The sequence below is a fragment of the Gardnerella sp. KA00390 genome (assembly GCF_049244075.1).
Taxonomy (GTDB): domain Bacteria; phylum Actinomycetota; class Actinomycetes; order Actinomycetales; family Bifidobacteriaceae; genus Bifidobacterium; species Bifidobacterium vaginale.
Window position 1 is genome coordinate 1057067 of record NZ_CP058372.1, and the last position, 22502, is coordinate 1079568.

General features: G+C 40.7%; 16 protein-coding genes, 1 pseudogene and 1 CRISPR repeat array. Of the genes and pseudogenes, 3 read left to right on the top strand and 14 right to left on the bottom strand.

From position 1 onward, the window contains the following. Nucleotides 1-124: 124 nt before the first annotated feature. Nucleotides 125-895 (top strand): type III pantothenate kinase, encoded by a 771-nt coding sequence (locus HXT53_RS04210; RefSeq protein ID WP_174142866.1) that lies wholly within the window; start codon nucleotides 125-127, stop codon nucleotides 893-895. Nucleotides 896-934: 39 nt separating this feature from the next. Here HXT53_RS04210 and HXT53_RS04215 read toward each other — a convergent pair whose 3' ends face one another. The 11 genes from HXT53_RS04215 to map form a co-directional block, all read right to left on the bottom strand. Further along, entirely contained in the window at nucleotides 935-2425 is a 1491-nt protein-coding gene (locus HXT53_RS04215) for an ABC transporter substrate-binding protein (protein WP_075038910.1), read from the bottom strand. Nucleotides 2426-2436: 11 nt separating this feature from the next. Continuing rightward, nucleotides 2437-4344 (bottom strand): glutamine--fructose-6-phosphate transaminase (isomerizing), encoded by a 1908-nt coding sequence (glmS, locus tag HXT53_RS04220; protein WP_174142867.1) that lies wholly within the window; start codon nucleotides 4342-4344, stop codon nucleotides 2437-2439. A 97-nt stretch (nucleotides 4345-4441) separates the two neighbouring features. After that, nucleotides 4442-5263, bottom strand: a complete 822-nt coding sequence (locus HXT53_RS04225) for an amino acid ABC transporter ATP-binding protein (protein WP_065189464.1) — start codon at nucleotides 5261-5263, stop codon at nucleotides 4442-4444. 66 nt (nucleotides 5264-5329) lie between these two features. Further along, nucleotides 5330-6322: an amino acid ABC transporter permease gene (locus HXT53_RS04230; RefSeq protein WP_004113501.1), complete on the bottom strand. Its 993-nt coding sequence runs from the start codon at nucleotides 6320-6322 to the stop codon at nucleotides 5330-5332. Between the two features lie 160 nt (nucleotides 6323-6482). Beyond that, nucleotides 6483-7409, bottom strand: coding sequence for an ABC transporter substrate-binding protein (locus HXT53_RS04235; protein ID WP_004114929.1), 927 nt, complete (start codon nucleotides 7407-7409; stop codon nucleotides 6483-6485). Nucleotides 7410-8016: 607 nt separating this feature from the next. Then, nucleotides 8017-8505, bottom strand: a complete 489-nt coding sequence (gene smpB, locus HXT53_RS04240) for an SsrA-binding protein SmpB (RefSeq protein WP_004113499.1) — start codon at nucleotides 8503-8505, stop codon at nucleotides 8017-8019. Nucleotides 8506-8535: 30 nt separating this feature from the next. Further along, on the bottom strand, nucleotides 8536-9930 hold the full coding sequence (locus HXT53_RS04245; RefSeq protein ID WP_102720716.1) for a CHAP domain-containing protein: 1395 nt from the start codon (nucleotides 9928-9930) through the stop codon (nucleotides 8536-8538). 153 nt (nucleotides 9931-10083) lie between these two features. Then, the gene (gene ftsX / locus HXT53_RS04250) at nucleotides 10084-11007 is read right to left on the bottom strand and encodes a permease-like cell division protein FtsX (protein ID WP_103013187.1); all 924 of its coding nucleotides are present in this window, start codon (nucleotides 11005-11007) and stop codon (nucleotides 10084-10086) included. After that, entirely contained in the window at nucleotides 11007-12353 is a 1347-nt protein-coding gene (gene ftsE, locus HXT53_RS04255) for a cell division ATP-binding protein FtsE (protein WP_004114920.1), read from the bottom strand. The genes ftsX and ftsE overlap by 1 nt, the downstream gene beginning before the upstream one ends. Before the next feature lie 118 nt (nucleotides 12354-12471). Continuing rightward, a complete protein-coding gene (gene prfB, locus HXT53_RS04260; RefSeq protein ID WP_004117700.1) occupies nucleotides 12472-13614 on the bottom strand; it encodes a peptide chain release factor 2 in 1143 nt (380 codons plus the stop codon). An 80-nt stretch (nucleotides 13615-13694) separates the two neighbouring features. After that, nucleotides 13695-14468 carry a type I methionyl aminopeptidase gene (gene map / locus HXT53_RS04265; RefSeq protein WP_004107450.1) on the bottom strand — a complete coding sequence of 258 codons (774 nt, stop codon included), beginning with the start codon at nucleotides 14466-14468 and terminating at the stop codon, nucleotides 13695-13697. A 91-nt stretch (nucleotides 14469-14559) separates the two neighbouring features. Between map and HXT53_RS04270 the strand changes: the two genes are divergently transcribed. Further along, nucleotides 14560-16698 carry a M13 family metallopeptidase gene (locus tag HXT53_RS04270; RefSeq protein ID WP_421780008.1) on the top strand — a complete coding sequence of 713 codons (2139 nt, stop codon included), beginning with the start codon at nucleotides 14560-14562 and terminating at the stop codon, nucleotides 16696-16698. A 374-nt stretch (nucleotides 16699-17072) separates the two neighbouring features. Continuing rightward, nucleotides 17073-17430: direct repeats of the CRISPR family, unit length 38 nt; unit sequence TAGTTGAAAATTAGCTTCTACCATTCTTGATATAATTG. A 50-nt stretch (nucleotides 17431-17480) separates the two neighbouring features. Here HXT53_RS04270 and cas2 read toward each other — a convergent pair. The 3 genes from cas2 to cas9 are packed head-to-tail and all read right to left on the bottom strand — an operon-like array spanning nucleotide 17481 to nucleotide 22298. Further along, a complete protein-coding gene (cas2, locus tag HXT53_RS04275) occupies nucleotides 17481-17813 on the bottom strand; it encodes a CRISPR-associated endonuclease Cas2 (RefSeq protein WP_004120056.1) in 333 nt (110 codons plus the stop codon). After that, nucleotides 17810-18718: a type II CRISPR-associated endonuclease Cas1 gene (cas1, locus tag HXT53_RS04280; RefSeq protein ID WP_004120052.1), complete on the bottom strand. Its 909-nt coding sequence runs from the start codon at nucleotides 18716-18718 to the stop codon at nucleotides 17810-17812. The genes cas2 and cas1 overlap by 4 nt, the downstream gene beginning before the upstream one ends. Nucleotides 18719-18725: 7 nt before the next feature. Further along, nucleotides 18726-22298, bottom strand: a complete 3573-nt coding sequence (cas9, locus tag HXT53_RS04285; protein ID WP_020760048.1) for a type II CRISPR RNA-guided endonuclease Cas9 — start codon at nucleotides 22296-22298, stop codon at nucleotides 18726-18728. Nucleotides 22299-22382: 84 nt separating this feature from the next. On the opposite strand from cas9, the pseudogene HXT53_RS04290 reads away from it, so the two are divergent. Further along, nucleotides 22383-22496, top strand: a pseudogene (locus tag HXT53_RS04290) (M13-type metalloendopeptidase); the annotation flags it as partial. Between the last annotated feature and the right edge of the window lie 6 nt (nucleotides 22497-22502).

Below are 22502 nucleotides of genomic sequence, written 5' to 3' on the forward strand. Positions count from 1 at the left end.
TTTTCTAAAGCAGCAAGCACAAACAATCAAATTGAACGCAACGGACTTAGCATTAATGTAGTATTGCTCTAAAGATGCGAATACTTAAGTTTGGCAACACGCAACAAACGCAACGGAGGCGAATATGCTTTTAGCAGTAGACATTGGCAACACGAATATTGTGCTTGGATTCTTGGAGAACGGCAAGATTGTTGGCACGTATAGAATGACTACAAAAGCAAATCACACTTCCGACGAATACGGCATTATGATTACGCAATTCTTAAATCTTAGCGGTTTTAGCGTAAACGATGTTGAAGATGTTATTGTTGCTTCGGTTGTCCCAAAGGTTATGCACTCTTTTCGCGCAAGCATTGTTAAGTTTTTGCAAATCGACCCTATGATTGTAGGCCCTGGCGTAAAAACTGGCGTAAATATTCGCATCGACGAGCCACGCTCTTTGGGAGCAGACTGCTTAGCGGATTGTGTTGGCGCGTTTTACGAATACAGTGGCCCCGTATTAGTTATAGATTTTGGCACAGCTACAACCTATAACTACGTTGATAAAAGCGGAGCAATTACTTGCGGACTTATTTGCACGGGAATTAGTGCGGCGGCTGCAGCTCTATGGGATAATACTGCTCAGCTTCCAGAAGTTGAGATTTCTCGCCCTAAATCCGTTCTTGCAAAATCAACTCGTCCTGCTATGCAAGCTGGATTGTATTACAGCTTCTTGGGTGGAATTGAGCGCACGATTGAGCAATTCAAAATAGAAATAAATGAGCCTTTTAAGGTTGTTGCTACAGGCGGCTTGGGACGACTTTTTGAAAAAGACGTTGAAACTATTGATTATTACGATCCAAATTTGATTTTTAAAGGAATGTACGAGATTTATAGACGAACGATCGGCTGCTAGCGACTTTTCCTTTGGATTACAGACCTAAAGTGCATAAGTCTAGCGCACAACAAAACCCTGATTATACCCGTATTCTTTCAAGTCTTTTTTCCAAAGATTAATACCATCTTTAAGACTAATTTTAGGACCAGGGTCGTCTGGAAGTTGAAAATCCTTACCATCGTCTTGTTTAATGCCTGCATCAATCATCGACTGCACTGTTAAACGTGCTCTTGATTTTCTGTTCCAATCATAGGCCAAACCGACTGTGAAACGAAAATCGCTACGAGAATATACTTCAAACGGCAAATATTTGTAGCCTGTATCTACATGATTTGCTGCATCTGCAAAAATACGGTTGAATTGTTGTCCTCCGAAATATGGCACATCGATTCCGCGAGAATCACGAACCATTGTTTTGTTTAGGAACGCTTTGTCTCTAAGAGTCACAACGTCTGCTGGGAATGCTCCAGATAAAACTCTTTCTTTAATACCAGTCTGATCATGGCATACAAAATTCACAAAACGCATCGCGGCTTCAGGCTTGCGACTAGACTGAAGGACGCTTAGAGCAGATCCTCCCATTTGCGCATTGTCATTGTTTCCATTCATAGTCGGAACTCTCGCTACACGCCACAACCCTGCTCCGCCTGGAATATCATGCATTAAAAGCGATGTCATCCATGCTCCAGCAAAAACAGATGCAACGCTGCCAGAACCGACTGCACTTTTCCAAGCTGGAGTCCAAGTTGCAAGTCTTGTATCAACCAAATCTTCGTCAATCATGGACTGCCAAAATTTAGTAAAGTCTTTTGTTCCTTTGTCTTTACTTAAGCGAACTGTAACGGTTTTACCATCGTGAGAAGTTATAAAAGGTCTTCCTCCTGCAAGCCAAATCATAGCGTTGTAAAAACTTGCATCTCCAGAATCTGCAGCAATATAAACGCCAATATTTTTTAATTTTCTTGCAGCATGTAGATAATCCTTCCAGGTGTGAATTTGCGTAACATCCACACCTGCTTGGTTGAATACGTCTTGATTATAAAACCATGCTAAAGGACCTGAATCCATTGGCAATCCATAAACTCGTCCTCCTAATTGAACAGAAGACCATGTGCCTGGCGTATAGAATGTTTGAGTTCCTTGAACGCGATTTGTAATATCCAAAAGTTGTCCGCTAACCGCGTATTGTGGCAAAGCGTGGTATTCAAGCTGGGCAACATCTGGCATACCGTAACCGTCTTGAATAGCGCTATTAAGATTGTTGTATCCGCTTGTATCTTTAACACTAACGCGAATATCTGGATTTTGTTTCTCAAAATCTGCCGCAATCCGCTTCATGCTTGGTTCCCAAGACCATACTGTTATTTTTGTTCTAGAATCAACAGATCCGCATGACGCACAAAAAGCAACAATAAAAACGCATGTAATCGCAGAAATTACGCGCTTTATATTACGAACAAAAACGCGGTTTATATTACGGTTTATATTACGCATAACAAAACAACCAAAATTCTGCTTGCGACTTTTCTGCGGGCTTCTTGCACACATAATATTCACTGCTATTCTACAGTTACAGATTTTGCAAGATTCCTAGGCTTATCAACGTCATAGCCTTTAAGCTTTGCCATATTCATAGCAAAAAGTTGTAATGCTACAACATCTACTAAAGGACTTAACAACGTTGGGCATTTAGGGCGCCAGAACACAATATCTGCGTAACGCTCAGCGTCTGGATCACCATCTTCTGCAACCGCAATAGTAAACGCTCCGCGAGCCTTAACTTCTTCAATTCCCGAGATTACTTTAGCGTGTAAAACGTCTCTGCCTCTAGAAGATGGCACAATCACAACAACTGGCTCGCCTTTGTCTACTAGAGCTATCGGGCCATGTTTAAGCTCTCCTGCCGCAAAACCTTCTGTAAACGTGTACGCAATCTCTTTTAGCTTTAATGCGCCTTCTAAAGCAACTGGGTAGCCAACATGCCTGCCAAGGAACAAGAACGATTTTGCGTCTATTGTTTTCTTTGCGGCTTGCATAATCGAATCAGCTTGCGTATCTAAAACGTTTTGGATTTTATCTGGCATTTCTTTAAGCTGAGACACAATTTGCTGAATCTCATCTCTGTACATTGTTCCCTTGACTTGAGCCAAATAAAGCCCAAGCATGTATGCTGCTACGATTTGCGCAACAAATGCTTTTGTAGAAGCAACTGCGATTTCTGGGCCAGCATGAGTGTAAAGTACAGCATCCGATTCTCGCGGAATACTCGAGCCTTGAGTGTTGCATATTGCAAGCACGCGGCTACCCTGCTCGCGCGCGTGCCTTAACGCCATTAGCGTGTCCATTGTTTCGCCAGATTGAGATATTGCGACAACAAGTGTTCTATGCGTTAAAATTGGGTCTCTGTACCTAAATTCGTGAGCCAACTCCACTTCTACTGGCACGCGCACCCAATGTTCAATCGCATATTTTGCAACTAATCCAGCGTAGCTTGCTGTTCCACAAGCCACAACTATTATCTTGTCGATTGATCGCAAAATATCTTGACTAATCCTAACTTCGTCAAGAATAATATTCCCTTTTGCGTCGAATCGTCCTCGTAAAGTATCGGCTACGGCATGCGGATCTTCGTGGATTTCCTTATCCATAAAGGAATCCCATCCGCCTTTTTCTACTGCAGAAGCATCCCAGTCTACTGTAAAGTAACTAGGGTTTTCAATCTCATTGCCGTCAAAATCAGTAAGACGAAGCTGTGCTTTTTTGTTTCCTTCTATATCTCCGATTAAAACAGCCTGATCTTGACCAACTTCAAGCACTTTATCTGTGTATTGAACAAAAGCAGCAACATCGGAGCCTAGAAAATACTCGTTATTTGAAACACCTACTACAAGCGGCGAATCGTGACGAACAGCAGCAACAATATTAGGCTGTCTAGCGTCTACTGCAAGTAGAGTAAAAGCTCCTTTAAGAATTTTTGCAACTCGTCTTATTGCTTCAAAAAGATCTGGCTTACCAGTTTCTTCAATTATTTGATTCGCGATTTTTCCAAGCGCTTTTGCTGCAACTTCCGTATCTGTTTGAGACGAAAACTCTATGCCTTCTTTTTGCATTTGTTCTTTAAGACTAATAGCGTTTTCAATAATACCGTTGTGAATAAGTGCGATTTTTCCGTCGGCACTAACATGCGGATGCGCATTTAAATCACAAGGAGCGCCATTCGTAGCCCATCGAGTGTGACCTATTGCCACACTCGCTTCTGGCATTGGATTAGCTTCTATATCTTTTCTTAAAACAGCTAAGCGACCAGCTTTTTTGCGTACGCATATAGAATCCATTCCTGGAGCAGCAAGAGCTACTCCAGATGAATCATATCCGCGATACTCTAAGCGTTCTAACCCATTTAAGCAAACTTCTAGAGGCTTTGAGCAAACTGTGCCAAAACCTGCATATCCTACAATGCCACACATAATTTTCTATTGTACGTTATAAAGTGTGCGTGTTTCTACACATGTCGAAAATATGCAAAAATCTTATTAAAATACGCGAAAAACACTTGCAAAACACTTATAAAACGTGATGTAGAAAATCTTTAAATCTTTCTGTTTGTGGGCAATCTATGATTCCTGAAGTACCACATTCAACAACTTTTCCGCCATCCATGAACACAACTTGATCTGCAACTTCTCGTGCAAAGCCAATCTCGTGAGTTACAACAATCATTGTCATTCCATCATTAGCTAAATCACGCATAACGTTAAGCACTTCACCAACTAGTTCTGGGTCTAATGCAGACGTAGGCTCGTCAAAAAGCATTATTTCTGGTTTCATCGCAAGCGCACGCGCAATGGCAACTCGCTGCTGCTGACCACCCGAAAGCTGAGAAGGATAATGGTCTACGCGGTCTGCCATTCCAACACGTTCAAGTTCTTTAATTGCTAAATCGCGTGCAGCGGTTTTGTCCATGTGTAAAACATGAACTGGCGCTTCCATAACGTTTTCAATAGCCGTCATATGTGGGAACAAATTAAAACGTTGGAACACCATTCCAAGCTTTGCGCGTTGCGCTGCAATTTCTTTGTCGTTTAACGCTTGCAATGCTTCTTTACCTTTATGTATAACGGTTTTTACGCCAATGCGCTCGCCATAAATTGTGATTTTACCAGACGTAATTTTTTCTAGTTGATTTATCAATCGCAATAGGGTTGATTTTCCACTTCCAGAAGGACCGAGTATGACTGTTACACTTCCTGGATTAACAGTCATGTCAACTCCCTTAAGGACTTGAAGATTACCGAAGTACTTGTGTAAATCCTTTATGACTACTGCTGGAGTATCACTTTTAGTAACATTTTGGCTTTGTGTATCAACCGTTAAAATATCAGTCATTTTTCCTCAAATCTAATTACGATTATATAAAATTTGTAATTTTGACGCGGTTTATGCGTTATATGTTTATGCGTTAAAACCTAACATTGTTGCATTATTGCGACCCTTTACAGCGTCACTATTCGCTTTAATCGCATTATCTCCACGTTTTGCAGCATTAGAGTTAATTTGAGCATTGTTTACAATGTCTTTTGCTTCGAATCCTTTACCAAAATGCTTTTCTAACATAACTTGAAAAACCATCAAAATAGACGTAATAATTAAATACCAAATGCTAGCAACTATAAGCAACGGAATCGGCTTATAAATACGATTTGCTACAGCATTTGTTGCAAACTGAAGTTCTAAGGTAAAAGGCACAGCTAAAACCAGAGACGTAGTTTTAAGCATACCGATAGTCTCATTGCCCAAAGGTGGAACGATAATACGCATAGCCTGAGGCAAAACAACCCTGCGCATAGTCAAAGACCTGCCCATGCCAAGAGCTTGAGCTGCCTCAACCTGACCAGCATCCACAGCTTCTAAACCAGCACGAACAATCTCCGACAAATACGCAGCCTCATTAAGGGACAATCCAATAACTGCAGCGTTTAAAGAGGTCATAACAACGTTGGAATCAATGGAGAAAAACTCAACGGATGTAAATGGAATGCCCATACTCAACTTAGGAACAAGTACAGCAAACATTCCCCAAAATACTAGCTGCGTATAAACTGGAGTACCCCTAAAGAACCAAATAAAGAACCAGCTTACGGCTCGAAGAACAGGGTTTACAGACTTACGCATCATTGCTAATCCTATAGCAAGAACGATTGCAATAATCATAGACAAGAATGTGAGTATTAGAGTCCAAGCAATGCCTGTAAGAACATTGTCGCTTATTAGATATATGCCTACAACATTCCACTCAAATCGCGGATTTGTAACTATAGAATAAAGCAGCGAGCACGCAATTATAGCTACGATTATGCCAGCTATGATTGGTCCAGGTTTTTTGACTGGTAGAATTCGATCACCATCAGAATTTTGCGAAAGCTTCTTACTCGCATTGTTAAACATATTTTCTCCATTAACATTTTAAATTGTCACATATGTGAATAATAACTAGCGGATTATTAACTAGTAATTAACGCACTTGCGATGTACAAATATATTAAATACAAATAAGGCGTGCGGTTTTCACTATACTAATAGCTACAAACGCACGCCAAATTTAAGATCAGACTTCTGGATTTACTTGTGCTTCCTTAATGGCAACGTTTTCAACACCCCACTTCTTTAGAATGTCGTTATAAACGCCATTCTTCATAAGCTTATCGATTGCGGCCTTAATGAGCTTTAACATCTTAGCATCGTCCTTCTTAACAGCTGCACCCATTGGCTCCGCGTCGTTGCTGCTTTCTAGAATCTCTAGCTTTCCATTGTTCTTTATTGCAGCATAACCAGCTACAGGAGTGTCAGCATACATAACGTCTGCACGACCAGAAAGCAATGCTGTAGTGGCGTCGGTCTGCTCCTTAAAGCTCATGATTTCTAGTGGCTTATCGTTATTTGCCTTGCACTGCTTTTTAGCTTCTTCCATGATTGGCTCGCCAACAGTGCCTGTTTCTAATGTAACTTTTTTGCCGCAAAGATTCTTTGGATCTACTTTAGTTGGGTTTCCTTTGCGAACTTCAAAAGATAAGCCAGCGTTTGCGTACGTTACAAAATCAACGGACTTCATGCGTTCAGCGTTTACAGTAAAGCCCGAGATTCCAACGTTATATTTGCTTCCGATTGCTGGAATAATGGAATCAAACTGAGCATGCATAATCTTCGCTTTTAAGCCCATCAATTTTGCTAAAGCTTTAGAAAAGTCGATTTCGTAGCCGACTGGTGTTTTGCCATCTGCAGCGAAGAACTCTGCTGGAGCATAGCTAACGTTTACACCAACTGTTAATTCGCCAGTTTTTGCAACGCTTTCTGGAACAAGCTTTGCAATCTCATCGTCTTTTTGAACTTTGCTTACATCGTAGCTGCGTGCCACATCTGGATCTGCTGCCTTAGAATCAGCTGGACCGCACGCGCAAGTGCATCCAATCAATGCAAGAGTTGCAATTGCTGCAATAGGCTTAATTGACTTAAAAATCTTATTTGACTTAAGCATTTTCTTCTCCTGTCCAATATTTAAAGAATAAATAACTTATAATTTACAGTGATATGCATAACTATACACGATAACGCTACTAAATTGCGATTATTAAAATGCAAAAACTGAATATTCATAAATTGACATACATGAATATGCTAAAAATCAGCAAAAAATAACGAATTGCAAAATCAAAAGCCGTATATTATTCACAAAAATGAATAATATACGGCGTGTCGTTTATAGACCTACTACAAAGTTGTACGTTTACACCAAGCTGGGTAGAGATTCGAGATTTTTCGCACTGAATGAGATGAACCTCAGCATCTTTGATGGTGATTCATCGAATGAAGAAGAAAAATCGAGAATCTCAGTGATAAAAACCACGTAATTGTTCAAGCACGTAAGAGGGCTGGGTGATTCTTGGTCGAACAGTATAAGAGCGGCAGCCGATACCAAATAATCCAATGAGCCACCACTACAAACAAACTTCAACTCAAAAAAACAAAATCAAAGCCAAATCGGAACAACCGCAACACCAGAAAACACGTAAGAGGCGGAGCGTTGTGAGACAAGAAACACCCAGCCCTCGCGCAACAGTAAGCAAGAAATAAAAAACAGCAAATCACCTAGATTGCATATTCTTGTATCGCATAGCGCGCAATGCTTCGCGCTTATCTTGTTCTTCGCGCAATGCTTGCCGCTTATCGTACTCTTTTTTGCCTCGCGCCAAAGCAATCTCAACTTTAGCGTAGCTGCCTTTAAAATAAATCCTCAAAGGCACAATGGTATAACCTTTAGCTTCAATCTGCCTAGAAAGCTTAGCAATTTGAATCGCATGAAGAAGCAACTTGCGCTTGCGCTTAGGAGCATGATTATTCCAAGTGCCATTTAAGTACTCTGGAATATTTGCGCCTTCTAGCCAAATCTCACCACGTCTATCAATATTCACAAACGCTTCAGCTAAAGAAGCTCTGCCTTCGCGCAAAGACTTAACCTCTGTGCCAGTAAGAGCAATACCTGCTTCATAGCAATCTTCAATCGCATAGTCGTGATTTGCTTTTTTATTTCTTGCAACAGTTAAAGTACCATCTGAACCAGGTTTTTTATCCAAATTACACCAGCCTAAATCGAATCATAAAAATTAATAGTGAACATACTCATAATTGCCAGCATTACGAATAGTCCTATAAGACGGGAACGTAGCAAATCCAACGCCACCTTCAGAAATCAGTACCGAACCGTCCGAATTAACGCGTTCAACAACAGCAACATGTCCATATGTAGGATCTGATCCAGCAGCTCCTCTAGCAAATACCATAACAGCACCAACATGCGGTGTGCGATTTACAAGATACCCAAGTCTACGCCCAGAATTCGCCCAATCAGCACCGTTGCCCATAAAGGATCCTACTGGAAGACCAAGCTGTGATCTACGCAAATACGCCCAAAGTGTGCATTGACGAGCTGGATAGGCAGAACCTCCAGCTGTGTTACCAGTATTATGACCATAGCAATTGCCAGAACCAGCAGGACAATTCCCAGGAACCGCGTAATTCATACCATTTGCGGCACCATTAGAAAGCGGCAGCGAGGGCAAAGAAGGAGTATTCCAACTGCCGCCGCCTCTAAGCTGTTGACGATTACCATTATTAGGATTCATGCGAGCTGCAGCCGTAGCAGCTAAAGCCCTAGCTTGAGCGTCAATTTGTGACTTCAAAGCAATTATTTCCGCAGCTTCGCGAGCATCTTGAGAAGTAAGACTATTCTTTTGACTCTCTAACTGCTTTCTTAGAATAGTTCCCTGATCTCTTAAAGACTGAAGAGAACGCTGCTTTTCACTGGCAGACTGAGCCGCAGCCTGAGCACTCTGCGCCTCAGAATCAGCTTTTGCTTTTAATTTTTGAATCTCTGTTTCAATAGCAGCTAAGCGCTGACGTCTATTCATAGAATTACTCAAAGTCACAGCAGCATCATTTGCAGCATTTGCTTCGCTACGTGCAACAGCAGCCTCTGACTGAAGTTTTCCAACAAACTGCTCGGTAGTAGTGGAATTAGTCACCATTGCCATTACGTTAGAAGCATTGGAGCCATGGAAACTTTTGCGAGCAAGTTGAGCTACAGCAGCCTTTGCATCATCAAAATCTTCGCCAGTCTGCTTGATTTTTTCTTCTAAATCGCGTTTGTCTTTTTGCGCAGACTGCAAACGCTGATTCGTTGATTCAACAAGGCTCATAGCTTGTTGCGCTTGCTCCTGAGCTTGCTGAGCAGCACGGACTTGATTAGGGATTTGATGTTCGTTTAAATCATTGAGCTCTAGAATCTTATCAGCAAGCTGTTTATTTACTCCAGCAAGACGCTTTTTAAGAGCAGCATTACTTTGAACTTTCCTGTTGTAATCTTGCATGGTAACTGCATCAGCGCGTAGTGGCTGGTAAGCATATAAGGCAATACCAGCGGAAAGCATAAGAAAGCTGCTTGCAATCGCGCTTGCAACAGTGCGCTTACAATATTTTGCATGGCATTTCTTGCTTTCCATATTTACTTCCCTTTCAAGTAGAAAATTCAAACACAACTAATGCGAATTATACATTGAAAATTCTATTATCGATAAAATTTTTCTATTTATGATTTTTTATTTATGATTTTTAATGTTCATAATTTATTGATAATTTAAATTTTGCTTTTATATTTACGCTTGCAGATATCTTCTGAGTGCAACCGCGGAGGCGACTATTGAAAGTAGCACAGCTCCAAGAACCAACACTGGAACTGTCATCCAAACAGTTGTCTGATTCACAAATGGCATCCAACGAACGTTTTGTGCAAGCCAATCTGTAATAAACACTTTAACAACAATGCTTAGCGCGCATCCAGATAGCAGAGATCCTATAAGGGACGCAAAAGCACCTTCTAAAATAAACGGCATGCGAATAGTCCAATTAGACGCGCCCACAAGTCGCATAATCTCCGTCTCTTGTTTTCTAGAGGCTGCAGACATGCGAATAGTTGTACCGGTTAGCATAATCGCAACAACAACCATAACTGCAGCAAGCACAATAGTCACAGCCGTAGCATGATTCAAAACGCTAAACACTGGGTCAAAAATCTGCCTTTGGTCTACTACTTCCTCAACACCATTTCTGCCAGAAAGAACTTCTGAAACAACCTGATATTTTGTTGGATTTGTGAGCTTTAGTCGCAAAGAATCTTGCATATCGGCAGCTGTTAAAGTGCGACCCTGGTATAAGCCATTAGGATATTGCTTAAGAAAAGTGTTCTTGTAAAATTCGCTTCTACTAACATAAGTAATATTCGAAACATCATCACCTAACTCTTGGTTAATAATGTTCTCTAATTTTACAATTTCTTCTTTAGTAGGAGCTTTTCCAGAAGCACATGATGCTGACTGACTTGTACCGTCTGGGCAAAGCCATGCTACAACTTCTACCTTGTCATACCAATCGCCTTTGGCTTTTGTGATTTGCGCTTGCATAAGAACAGATGCGCCTATAAACAAGAACGATATGAAGGTAACGAGCATTACCGAAACAATCATAGAAACGTTTCTGCGCAAGCTAATCCACGTTTCTGAGAATATGAACTGCAATCGCATTACTCGTCTCCTTCGTTCTTAAGATTTTCGCTTTTACTGGCTTCAGATTTACTTTTTTCATTGGATTCTTTAGATTCAATATAATCGCCAGTTTCGCTTGGATTCTCGCTTGTATTGCCGACGTTTTCGCCAGAATTTTCGCTAGAATTTTCAATATCGTTTTCGACAATATTTTCTGTATTATTCTTATCTTTTTGATTCTCACTTAAATCAAGAGAATCGCCAGAATCCGAAGAGTTGCTAGAATCTGCAAAATCTGAATTCTTCATATCTTCAGCATCATTCGACTTTTGCACGGGAGGAGCTGGTGGAATTGAAAGACCACGCCCCCAAGTCATAGTTGTTTCTAAAGGCTGAAAAACTTCACCATATCTACCCGTTCTGCCTGAATGAACAGATTGCGCAAGTCGAGCAATACCCTCATTATCTTCAGAACCATTTTGCAAAGTTTGCGCAACAGCATCCATAGCCTGCTTTGCTTGAGCTGCACGCTTTGCGCGTTTAGACATGAATCTGTAATTTTTAGGATCTTCAGAAGACGAGTTAAAACTAGTGTGATCAGAGCCTGAATCTGCCACAGTACGAACACCTGAATCGCCTTCAACTGCCTGCTGAGCTTTCGACTTTTGCTCAACATCTGCGTCTGGGAAGTAAAGCGCAGAATCATAAGAGCCTTCGCGTTCGTCTCGCACAATTTTTCCAGCATGAAGCTCCACAACTCGCTTGCGCATTGAGTTAACAATTTCTTCATTATGCGTAGCCATAACAATTGTAGTGCCCGTGCGATTAATAGCGTCCAAAACTTCCATAATTCCAAGAGAAGTTGTAGGATCCAAGTTTCCAGTAGGCTCGTCTGCAAGAAGAATTTGCGGATGATTAACGTACGCGCGAGCAATCGCAACTCGCTGAGCCTCACCACCCGAAAGCTCATGCGGATAATTATTCTCTTTGCCAGTTAAACCAACTGTTTCCAAAACTCGCGGAACAAGCGACTTAATCGTAGAACGGCTTGTGCCAATAACCTCTAGTGCAAAAGCCACATTTTGATACACGGTTTTATTATTAAGCAGCTTATAATCCTGGAAAATAAAGCCGAGAGTGCGTCTATACTGTGGAACCTGACGATTTACCAAGCGCCTCAAGTCGTTGCCAGCAACGTGAATCTCGCCCTTTGTGGCTTCTTCTTCTCGCAAAAGCAAGCTCAAAAGCGTTGTTTTACCGGACCCGGAAGCACCAACGAGAAACACGAAGTCGCCACGATTAACGTCTAAAGAAATATCGTCCAAAGCAGGGCGCGTACCCTTAGGATAAATCTTCGACACATGTTCTAGTGAAATCAGAGACATATTCTGCAGTTTCCTTTACGAACTATTGAACGATATACTTTAATTTTGTTTTTAACTATTTTATATTTTATTTTTGATTTTTATTCTGACTTTTATCTTGAATTTTACCTAGTGCAGACTAAGCTTGCGACTTTTCCTCGGCTTCTTTTTTAGCTGCAACTCTCTGTTCGTGTCTCCATCGAATTCCAGCTTCAATAAAACCGTCAATATCGCCGTCAAAAACAGCCTGAGTTTGCGAAGTTTCGTAGCCAGTGCGCAAATCCTTAACCATCTGGTATGGGTGAAGCACGTATGAGCGCATTTGGTCTCCCCAACTTGCCTTAATATCTCCAGCAAGCTCCTTCTTTTTAGCAGCTTCTTCGGCATGCTTTAACACAAGTAAACGCGATTGCAAAACCGCCATTGCAGCAGCTCGGTTCTGAATCTGGCTGCGCTCATCTTGCATTGAAACAACCAAACCAGTTGGCAAATGCGTGATGCGCACAGCGGAATACGTAGTGTTTACGCCTTGTCCGCCAGGGCCAGACGCCTGGAAAGTATCCACACGAATGTCAGAATCTGGAATGTCAATATGATCTGTAGCTTCAACAAGAGGAATTACTTCCACGGCACTAAAGCCAGTTTGACGCCTGCCTTGATTGTCGAATGGAGAAATACGAACCATTCTGTGAGTGCCTCCTTCTACAGAAAGGCGACCATACGCATATGGGGCATCTACTTGGAAAGTGGCGGATTTAATACCAGCTTCTTCTGCGTAAGACGTATCCATCATCTTAGTTTTATAGCCGTTTCGCTCTGCCCAACGCAAGTACATTCTAAGAAGCATTTGAGCAAAATCGGCAGCATCCACACCACCCGCACCAGAACGGATTGTCACCACCGCTGCACGAGCATCATATTCGCCGTCAAGAAGAGTTTGAACTTCCATATCGTCCAACTCGTGAGCAATAGAGCCAAGCTCCTCTTGAGCCTCGCTCATAGAATCAGCATCCTCTTCTTCCTGACCAAGTTCAATCAAAGTCTTAGTATCTTCAATGCGTTGCTCAACGGCTTGTAAACGCTTTAATTGAGACTGAGCTGCCGAAAGCTTACTCGTAACCTGCTGCGCATGCTCAGAATCATCCCAAAGTCCAGGCTCCGAAGCCTGCTTTTCTAAATCTGCAATCGTAACTTTCAACGAATCGACATCTAGTGCTTTAGAAATCGAAGAATACTTTGCTTCAACATCATTTAATGCTTGGGAAAAATCAAATTCCGCCATTTACTTAAAGTACCTCTTTACATACCTGTTTTACGCAATTACTACTCGCAAAATACTTACAAAATCAACTATTTATAAGTTTAGCGCACGGTCAAAATCTCAGGACCGTTTTCCGTAATTGCAATCGTATGCTCAGTGTGTGCACCGCGAGAACCATCAGCAGAGCGAAGAGTCCAACCATCCTTAGGATCCTGGTAAATTTCGTCAGTAGTCTTTAAGAACCATGGCTCAATTGCAATTACAAGACCTGGACGAAGCTTGTAGCCGTGGTGAGCAGTGCCATCGTTAGGAACGTGCGGATCACCATGCATAATATGACCGACTCCGTGACCGCCAAACTCAAGGTTTACGCTGTAACCATACTCGTGAGCAACGCATCCAACAGCTGCAGAAATGTCTCCAAGACGGTTTCCAGGCTGAGCCATGTTAATTCCAGCCTCAAGTGCTTCCTCAGTGCACTTAATTAAGCGCAAATCTTCAGGATCCGCATGCTTTCCAACCACGAAACTAATAGCAGAATCTCCAACCCATCCGTCAACGTTAATCGCTAAGTCAAGCGTTAGTAAATCGCCGTCTTTAAGGTTGTAATCAAAAGGAACTCCGTGAAGAACAGCATCGTTTACAGAAGTGCAAATGTAGTGAGCAAAAGGACCAGTTCCAAAATCAGGAGCGTAGTCAACATAGCAAGAAGACGCACCTTTACGGCTCATAATGCGTTGGCGAACAAAGTCATCAATCTCAAGAAGATTTGTGCCAACTTTTGTCATTGCTTTCAAGTCTTTAAGAATACTACCAACGAAGCGACCTGCAGGCTTCATAGCTTCAATTTCGGATGGAGTTTTAAGTTCAATCATGATTTAAGACTAACTCGCAGGCACGAAAATAGCGCAAAATATGGCGAAAATACTAGCTAATGATGTCGCTTAATACTTGTAATCTAGGCACATGCCTAATAACAATGAAAATAATAACAACAATGAGGAATCGCAGAAGGAAATTTCTGCTGTAAATTTTGACCCAGCTTCCTTCTCATCGGTTACTCGACCACAAGACGATTTATTCCGTTACGTAAACGGTCCTTGGATTGACACTTACACTCTTCCAGAAGATAAGCCAATGTATGGTGCTTTCTACAAGCTTGCAGAAGATGCAGAGACGCAAATTCGAGATATTTTAGAAAACGAAGATTGCCCAGCCAAAAAGTCGCGAATCCTATACCGCAACTATTTAGATACTGCATCTATTGAAAAAGCTGGAATTACGCCAATTAAGAGCGATTTAGACGCTGTTGATGCAGCTAGCAGCAAAGAAGACTTAGTTCGCACTATTGCTTCTCTTACTCCATATGGCGGACCTAATGCAATGTTTGCTTTTGGCGTCTACGGAGACCCTAAAGACCCTAAGACGAATATTATGCACATTGAGCAGGCTGGATTGGGCTTGCCAGACGAAGCATACTATCGCGAAGATAATTACGCTCCGATTCGCGCTGAATACGTAAAAATGGTGGCTTCATTGTTGCGCTTAGCTGGATACGGTGATGCCACTACTACAAGAGAGCAATCGGAACGTTTCTTGAAGGTTGAAACACAAATCGCAAGCAACCACTGGGATAACGTAGCAACACGCGATTCTCAAAAAACTTATAATCCTTACGATTATGCGGATTTGGCAAAAACGCTTGAAGCGCTGAATCTTGACGCATTCTTGGATGCTGCTCAAAAATCTTACGACGATTCCGAAGAAGCAAAGAATCAGCCAATAGATTTTCGTAAAGCTTTTAGCAAAGTAGTAGTTCACGAGCCAAGCTTTATAGAAGGATTGAATAAGATTTGGCAAGAAGCCGACTTAGAAGATCTAAAGCTTTGGGCACGCGTGCATGTGATTTTGTGCTGGGCAAGCATGTTAAGCGAGGACTTTGCACAAGCGCGATTCGACTTCTACGGCAAAGTGCTTTCTGGCGCCACCAAGCCGCGCGATCGCTGGAAGCGCGCAATCGGAGTTGTTGACGATGCTTGCGGCGAGGAAGTCGGTAAAGAATACGTGCGCTTGCACTTCCCTGAGTCTTCTAAAAAGTATATGCAAGGCTTAGTTGACAATCTTATTAACGCTTACCGCGAGTCGATTTCTCACAGCAGCTGGCTTGGCGAGGAAACTAAAGCAAAGGCTTTGGAAAAGCTTAGCAAGTTTGAGCCAAATATTGGTTATACTAATCATTGGATTGACTACTCTGCGCTAAATATTAAGGAAGACGCTGGCTTAATTGAGAATATGCGCGAAGTTTCTCGATTTGTGTTTGGTAGGTATACTGCAAAAGCTGGAGAACCTGTGGATCGCGAAGAGTGGCAGATGACTCCGCAAACTGTAAACGCTTACTACGATCCGCTGCTTAACGTAATCGTGTTCCCAGCTGCGATTTTGCAGCCGCCATTCTTTAGCCCGAGTGCTCCAGACGCAGCAAACTACGGCGCTATTGGTGCCGTAATCGGTCACGAAATCGGCCACGGTTTTGACGATCAAGGTTGCGAATATGATGGCGACGGCGTGCTTAACAATTGGTGGACTGAAGAAGACAAAACCAACTTCACTGAGCGCACTAAAACGCTTATTGAGCAATACAATGCTTTTACACCAACGCAGCTTATTGTTAAATACTCTCACTTAAAGAGCAAAGAAGAGCGCGATGCAATGCCTCACGTAAATGGCGCTTTAACAATCGGCGAAAACATTGGTGATTTAAGCGGCGTAACTATTGCTCTTAAAGCCTACGCTTTTGCTTTGCAAAAGAGCAAGGGACAAGAAGTCGACGGAAGTGATGATGCGATTCGCGAAACTTTGCTGAACGCTCCTAAGATTGATGGTTTCACTGCTTTGCAACGATTCTTCTTAAGCTACGCACTTGTGTGGCGTTCAAAGGCTCGTAACGAGATTGCGGAGCAATACCTTCAAATCGACCCACACTCCCCTGCAGAGTGCCGCACTAATGGCATTGCGCGCAACGTTGACTTGTTCTACGATGCTTTCGACGTTAAAGAAGGCGACGAGATGTGGCTTGCTCCAAGCGAGCGCGTACACATTTGGTAAATCGCATATAAAGTCGCATATTATAAAAAACATAATGGGAACGCTGCATTAGTAACGTTCCCATTATGAATATATGGATGCTATCTATGTACATACATACATTCTAAGAATGCACTTTTTAAAAAACGCATATATGTTAAACATAATAATAGTAATATCTCCAACTGTGTCATTCATTGAATATATCGATATGTTAACTTTTCAAATCTTTTAACAAAACTTAAAAAAATTCACTTGTCTTTTGTTTCTTAAAAATGATATATTTGAAGTGCTAATTTTCAATAAGACTGGACTTGTTATCCAGTTTGATTGCTCAGCAGTTTTGATGATTATCACTGCAGGGGAAGCTTTCTAGCTTCCCCGTTTTTATTTATTTGTTGAAAATTAGCTTCTACCATTCTTGATATAATTGATCTAGTTTTGAGCCGTTGCCTGGCTGGGTTGAAAATTAGCTTCTACCATTCTTGATATAATTGAGAACCATCAAAACCACCACACACGCTAGTTGAAAATTAGCTTCTACCATTCTTGATATAATTGTACGCCTGTGCCGCCCGTCCAATATATAGTTGAAAATTAGCTTCTACCATTCTTGATATAATTGTTAACAATCATTGCTGGGAAAGCATCTAGTTGAAAATTAGCTTCTACCATTCTTGATATAATTGAAGAGACTTAAGCTTAATGTCACCATTAGTTGAAAATTAGCTTCTACCATTCTTGATATAATTGGTATATCATCAAGAATGGTAGAATTCCAACCATTATAAGACATTTTATGATTAAAAAAGCATAGCAATATCGGGAGCCTCCTCTTTCTTTTCTTGCCTGGCATTGTAATAACGTTGTGCAGATGACCATTGATGATCACTGACATGTAAAATGCGTATTGATCCACGTGGAGGAAGATTATCCTTAATTATTTTTACTGAAGTTCTATTTCCTGTTTGAGTGGGGCTATAACGGACATACACAGAAAATTGTACCATTGCATACCCCATATCAAGCAGCATATTGCGAAATACAGTTGCAGCGTGACGCTCTACTTTTGTTTTCACTGGTAAATCAAACATTACTAAACACCACATGCCACCACTGTCCTCATCGACTTTCATAATTCACTCCTTACAAATTGTGGTACTCGAAAGTCTTCCATGTCTTTTTCCACATAAATACCATATGATTGAGCTAAATCAGATAAAGCGCTAGGAATTGTATGTCCAGAACCATTAAACTGTTGATTAACACTGTCGATCAAATACTTTTTAACTGCTTTATCATTTGGAGTATCTGAGAATGATAATTTTGAAACAGCGTAATCAACAGCTGGTCTAAACGGCTCAATTATGTCATCTGCTAAGCAGAAATAATTAGTACCATTATGATGATTCATACCCATTGTTGGATTAAGACCAGCAGATAAAACTGCACGAATGGAAAAACCACGCAACACCATATAAGCATAGTCAAGTAAAGCATTCCTATCTTGACCAGACCCTGGTTTACGATGAAAATCTTCTTCCTCGGGAAAAATACGTTTCCAATATTCACGAGCAGCTTGGCCTTCTCTATTCGTTACATCTCCAGAACGAACAGTATTAGATAGTCCGCGTAATAATCCACCCCCTTCTTTATTTAATAAATCAAGACAAGCTGCTTGTCCACGTATTTTCGCGCGAACAATCTGAGCCCACGCTGCTTTTCTTCGAGGCACACTCATTGTTGCCTGAGACAATTGACGAACCGTAATTCTCGTAGGAACATTGGTCCACGAATGCATAGCACTGATAGGAACACATCGCCAATCACAGGTCATTACGCAAGTACCATATTCAGCACACTGATGAAGCAGACCTGTAGAACAGTTACAATGCAAACCAATAAGCAATATTGCCGTTTCCGCTAGCGGAATTTCAACTTTCTGCTCTAATGCGTGATCACACACTAAAATCCTACCGCGAATATACCGTAATTCACCTTGTAAATTAGTACAATCAATCACACGCCAAGCATTCTGCATAATTCCTCTATTCTCTATTTTCTCCAGTATCCCAACGCCAAGAAATAGGTAAATGCGAACGTGATACCCAACGAACTTCACCTAACGCATTACGTCGAATAGTTGCTACGTTATACTTGGCCAACACATTAACCGAAACACGCCAACCTTTACCAGCTAGAATCTTATTAATAGATTCTTCATAAGAAGTATAATCGAAGTTATTGCGCTTGCAATTCGAATACAACTTGTCAATTCCTTCAGAAGAAATCATCGATGGTTTAAGTATCAAAGTTGTTTTATCGTCCGTACCCACAACCACCCAATGCTTATATGCTGTACAATCTGCACCTATCTTGTTTAGGAATTCTACAAAGTCACCAATATATCCTGATAATTTAGCATGACTAAAATCAACGATAATCTCATCGCCAGGCACAAGATATCCGAGATAATTAGCATTACCTGTTTGCACAGCATGAGTGACTTCTGTATCAGCATATCTCATTGAGATAGATTGTTCAGGCAAATCACACGAGAATAAATCTTCATGAATATGTTTATGCAAATCATTTTGAAATACACGAATCATTCCATAAGATTTTTTAATTTTTCCACTTTTCAACTTTTCAAAGTATTCATAAATGCGTAGATGATGGATAGAATTACCAATCTCTACAGAACCTTCTCGTACGAAAAGCTGTGCTGCTTGTGCCTTGAAAAAAGTAATTGAATCGTATGCATTTAACTTCTTATTATGCAACAGAATAGTTCTATCTGGATTTTCAGGAAGACCATTGTTTACATCATAATCAGGATTCCGTGTCAACGCACAATAAAGCGCAGGAGTAGAAGCACGTCGGATTGTTTCACTGTCGATTTCATCGCCGACGTGCAACTTTAATAATGCATGTACATCATCTTTGTGAACAGAAGAATTACTGTATCTCAAACGAATAGAATTAACCACAGCAATACGATCAGCTCTCATTTCTTCATTAAGAAGTTTCAATAACGCATTCATACGAACAGACCAATTAGCATATTGCTGATATCCTTGATCATTAGCCGTTGGATATTCTCTCCAATCAATACCACCAGGAACCACTTTATTGCCTTGCAATAACTGTGTTTCACGCAGATTGCATTTAATTGCAAGTATTCGAGCCATTCCTGGAGTCATCATTGCAATTACTGATGCATCAACTGCATGATGTCGTCTATCAAAACGAGTTTTCCTTCTACCATCAAAGAACTCCAGTTTTCCGTCAATTCCAGACATTCTTCTTGCTATAGCAGTAAGCAATCCAGCATAAACTCCAACATTTGTTTGAGCTTTATTACTTATATCGGAAATACCATTGTTTGTTTGATAATTCTGCGAGTTATAATACCAATCAATTCTACGATGCAATTCGTTTGCCATCCATGCAACCGATTCGATAGAACGATTATCAAACGCTTCATCACCAACTTTTTGTTTCAAGCGAGATATAACTTCTTTTTTGAATTGATTAGCACCGCGTTTATCGTATGATTTAGGCGGGAAAATAAAAGCACGAACCCGATTAATAGCGGAATCTACACTAATATCATGATTCTTGCAATATGTAGACTGCTCGCACCAAGTTGCAAAAGGAGTATTACACTTTTGAGCGTTACACGATAAGCAAGTAGCAACTAAATTCTCACGAGTATTCGTAGAACCTGGCCCCTTACGCGGAACAATATGGTCTAGCTCACATGTATGATAAGTAATCTCATAGCCACAATACAAACATTGCCCATTCTGACGTTGAACAGCCTCATAACGGCGTATATCTGCATCTGAAATAGAATCACTCATGCCTAAATGCAAAGAATTCCGCATCATTGCTTTAAGATTTTCTTTACCTTTGGTTCGTTTATCTAATAATTCCTTATATGAATTCGCCATTTTTTTAGATTGGAATCCAGAACGAACATGCTCAATATTAATACGTACAGGATTACCCCAACGATTTTTAGCACTTATAAGGAATCGATGCACAATTTTCAATACTCGATCAACTGAAGGATTACCTGTTGGCTCTGCAATAGGAGCTTCAGATGGACGCCAATTATTTGGTAAATTAAATAACTTTTTGCGCGCTTTAAATAGATCATCATCAGTTTCAAGCATTTGCTTATTGAGTTTATCTAATGTTTCCAAACTATAAGCAGCACGACCATTAGGCAATGAAATATTTTCCAATGCCGCAATTTCTGTTTCATCCATTGAATCAATAAATGCTATTGCTGAACCGTACTTATCTTGATATTCAGGATTATCATGAATTGCTTCTATGTCTACCGTGTTGCTCAATATCTCAATAAGAGCTTCTTTATCTTCTTGCGTACGATTAGCATCTAACCACCACGTGAGCAACGATTGTCTTAAAGATTTATTATTCGCATAAATAATAGCTAACTCACTATTCAACATTGGAGGACGATTACCAACAGATTCTCCATCTCCTATTTGTGATCCTACTCCACGCAACTTATAGCGTTCAATTCCGAGGCAATCAGCTACATCAATCCAAGTGTATAATGGTACTTCAGCGCTTTTCTTTTTTGATGACTCATCAGTCGAAGTTGTTAATAATTTATAAACATTCTGTTTTTCTTCTATTGTTAAACAACGTTCTTTTGAATTTTCTCTTATGCTAAGATTAGAAATAGTAGATATGATTCGATATTTCTGAAACGCTAACGATGCCTTTAGCGCACGCTTACCCTTTCCTGTTATAGCATCTTTGCCAACACGATTTTCTGCAGAGCCACGCGGAGATTTCTCATAAAAAACAGCATTAATAATCTGCTCTCTAACATACTTGTCATCAATATGTTGCACATTGAAAATATTGAGAATCTCAAGCATGCTGTCACTTTGCATTAGCTTACGTGGTAAAACAGGATCTAATGAGTTGGGATGATTTTTCTTTTTATCGTCTGTAGTTATACGTAAACGACGTGAGGGTTTACCTTGTTGTGATAAAAGATAATCGCGTACTAATTGCGCAGGCGTAGAACCTTCACAACCTACTCCTGGCGCAAACTTTTCAATATTTTTTAGCAACTCATTGTAAAATTCAGAATACTCAGTCTCTTGCATCATTGATTTTATTGACTGATAAGGATTGCGCCAACCACGATGTCTAGCAATATGACGAATTGCAACGCTTAACATTTGTTTACGTTGTTCTTCATCCTCAATATATTCATCAGCAAGTTTTGCACGAAAAATCCATGGAATAAACGAATTAGAAAACTCTAAATCCTTGTTTTCAACAACCGGCCAACCCAATGATTGTAATAGAAAATCAAGTTTCTGCAAACGACGTCTGCGCTGACGATATAACCTGCGCACACGCCGCGCGACACCAGAAATTGCTTTACGCGTATCAGATTCTTTTGCCCCATTTGGATCAATACCAGCATCGTGAATAACACTTATTACTTTAAGTATTCTTATAGGCTCCCCATTATCATCTAAGCGAATTGCAGCAAGACCTACTGAATTTAAACCGACGTCAATGCCGATAGCATAAGAAATATTGCCTTCCATATATAAAATCATAATCAATTATTTATATAAATAAAATAAATATCTATAGATTTTCGCGTAATAAATATCTATGGCATAGCATTAACTTAATAACGAGAGTGCCGCACTAATGGCATTGCGCGCAACGTTGACTTGTTCTACGATGCTTTCGACGTTAAAGACGGCGACGAGATGTGGCTTGCTCCAAGCGAGCGCGTACACATTTGGTAAGTTGCA